This is a genomic window from Chamaesiphon sp. OTE_75_metabat_556, assembly GCF_031378165.1.
Taxonomy (GTDB): domain Bacteria; phylum Cyanobacteriota; class Cyanobacteriia; order Cyanobacteriales; family Chamaesiphonaceae; genus Chamaesiphon.
On the sequence record NZ_JANNDR010000288.1, the window covers coordinates 1 to 2564 of the forward strand.

The following is a 2564-nucleotide window of genomic DNA, read 5'->3' on the forward strand; positions in this document are numbered from 1 at the left end:
GTTGATCTCCAACAAGCGCAAGCTGATGTCTTGGCAGGCGATCGGACTATGGGCGGTCGGATTTCTGAGGGTCTCGCTCAACTAGCTCAAGATGGTGCTGTAGAGCTAGATCTGACGATCGACGAGCTGGAAGTCGAAATCGACATTAGCCCCAGCGGAGTAGCCGAATTGCCCGCATTCCAAGCCTTCTTGTGTAGCGATCACTTCCGCAAACGCCATGAATTTAGCAATGACAATCAACATTTATTCGATCGGATCGTGCGACTATGCTGGGATTGGTTCCGACATGAAATCCAAACCCAGCCAGCTCAATTAAATCTGGAAATCTTAGTCGCAACTGAAGGTTTAGCGGATCTCGATTACATCCATCATTGGGTCGGGTTATTACTACAAGGTTTGAGTCCAACCAGCGATCGCGATAGTCTGTATCTCTATCGTCAATGTTGCATTTACCAGGTTGTTTTCGCCGTCGCCAAATATTTAGCTGGCACCGAACCACATTCCCAATTTACAGATGAATTCTTGACTGAGCTGCGATTGTATCTACAAACTACTGTCGATACTTATCAGCAAGGCGCGCCAGTCACTGCCAACGAACGCGGCTGGATCGATCGAATTATCCTACCCCATCATTGGGTAAAAAATTCAGCCGCAACTGCTGGTGAAGATCTACTCTTGAATGAGGTTTGGGGTCAACTAGATTTCGGGCAAAATTATTAAAATCTCGATCGCTAGTACGAGGCAATGACATGAGGGTACCCGAAGATCTACGGTAATTACTCCCAACTCCCAACTTCCTAGATCGGCTCATAAGTTTTAAACCAAGCAGCTTGCCCATAAGGGTGCCCATCCCTAGTAAATAAATTCCAGATCGTCACATCTAAGATCCGAAATTCGCGTCCGGTTTTACTGACGCGGACACCACTATAGCCACTCACATAATTTTGGGCGGCGACCTGTTGCATTACCGCCGATCGACTGTCTCGATCGCTAGATTTGGCGGTTTCTCTGGAGTGCATCCGTGTCAATTCTGCCCACGAGATTTCCCAGAGTTCGAGGACGCGACGATTGCCATAGTTCAAGATCGGATCGGGATCGATATTGTGACTCAACAGATAAAAGTCGGCATCAAATACTTGCGCTCCCATTGTTGCCAATGAGAAGCCGTAGTCTTGGATGAGATCTCGACCCGTCCAGCGGTGCAAATTTTCCAGCACGATCGAGATATGCTCTCGATCATAATCATTACTTACTAAAGGTGGCGCAACATGAGCATCCAGCATTGATGTCCTCAACCTCTCAAACGTAGATCTAGATACAATGTTTGTATACTGGCACAAAATGTGAGCGTTGCGAGCGTCTCGACCGCAATCAAATACCAGCGAGATTTCCGCGCCTAGAAAACCCGATTTGCTCAGGAGTTGTTCGCTCATGCAAGCTCTCATCAAGCTCGATAGTTCTCGGCAGCGAGAAATATTAGAAATTTTATTGCATCATGGCTGGGATTATATGCGTCAAATCCTGACCATTGGTAAAGCCGATCGAGTCGATATTCCGCCACCAGCGATCCTGCGGACAATTTTGGTCGATTTGGGGCCGGTCTATGTCAAGCTAGGGCAATTGCTCAGTACGCGACCAGATCTATTGCCACTGGAATATATCGAAGCTCTGAGCGAACTGCAATCGAATGTGCCGCCGATCGATTGGCGCGAGATCGAGACTATTTTGGTGCAACAGCTCTCCCAGCCACCGTCAGAAATCTTCAGTCAGATCGATACTCAACCAGTTGCTGCTGGATCGATCGCTCAAACCCACCGCGCGATCCTCAAAGATGGTCGGCAAGTCGCACTCAAAGTCCAGCGTCCGGGGATCGATCGCTTGGTATTGCGAGACATCGCTATGATTAAACAGATCGCCGATCTGCTATCTGGGACTGACTTTGGCAAACGCTACGATTTAGTATCCCTCGCCTCAGAATTTAGCACCGCGCTCCAAGCTGAATTAGACTTTACTCAAGAAGCCCGCTATACAGAGGCACTGCGCGAAAATTTACTGGCGGGGAAGTGGTTCGACACGACCAAAATTATGGTGCCACAGATCGATCGACAGTTATCGACGCAGAAAGTTCTCGTGCTCGAATGGTTGGATGGCGTACCGATTCTGGCCGCACAACTGGCTGGTACCAATTATGGTGGCGATATCGGGCAAGAGCGGCAAGCACTGACAGTCCTTTGTTTTCGCGCCTTCTTTCAGCAATATTTAGTCGATGGCTTATTTCATGCCGATCCGCACCCTGGTAACCTGTTTTATCTCAATGATGGGCGAGTCGCTGTCCTCGACTGTGGGATGATGGGGCGGCTGGATGCCCGCACCCAATCGGCACTCATGGAAATGATTTTGGCGATCGTCAATAGCGATGCCCAACGTTGCGCCCAAATCACGCTCCAACTCGCCGAACCAATGGGCGAACTCAATCTCTCCCGCTTGGAATGGGATTACGATCGCTTGCTGCACAAGTATAACAATCTCAGTTTGCAGAATATGAATGCCAGCGAAGCCTTCGC

General features: G+C 49.1%; 3 protein-coding genes. 2 read left to right on the forward strand and 1 reads right to left on the reverse strand.

Annotation, left to right across the window (positions count from 1 at the left end; genetic code table 11):
- On the forward strand, window positions 1-720 hold a 720-nt coding region (locus tag RMO27_RS11505; RefSeq protein ID WP_309732508.1), incomplete at its 5' end, for a hypothetical protein.
- A 77-nt stretch (window positions 721-797) separates the two neighbouring features.
- On the opposite strand, the gene RMO27_RS11510 is transcribed toward RMO27_RS11505, so the two are convergent.
- On the reverse strand, window positions 798-1283 hold the full coding sequence (locus RMO27_RS11510) for an MEKHLA domain-containing protein (RefSeq protein WP_309732510.1): 486 nt from the start codon (window positions 1281-1283) through the stop codon (window positions 798-800).
- 148 nt (window positions 1284-1431) lie between these two features.
- Between RMO27_RS11510 and RMO27_RS11515 the strand changes: the two genes are divergently transcribed.
- Window positions 1432-2564, forward strand: a 1133-nt coding sequence (locus RMO27_RS11515; protein ID WP_309732512.1) for an AarF/UbiB family protein, incomplete at its 3' end; no start/stop codon positions are given.

What these genes read in the sequence shown, in the direction of transcription:
- RMO27_RS11510 (WP_309732510.1), bottom strand. Translation starts at nt 1,283, where the DNA reads ATGCTGGATGCTCATGTTGCGCCACCTTTAGTAAGTAATGATTATGAT.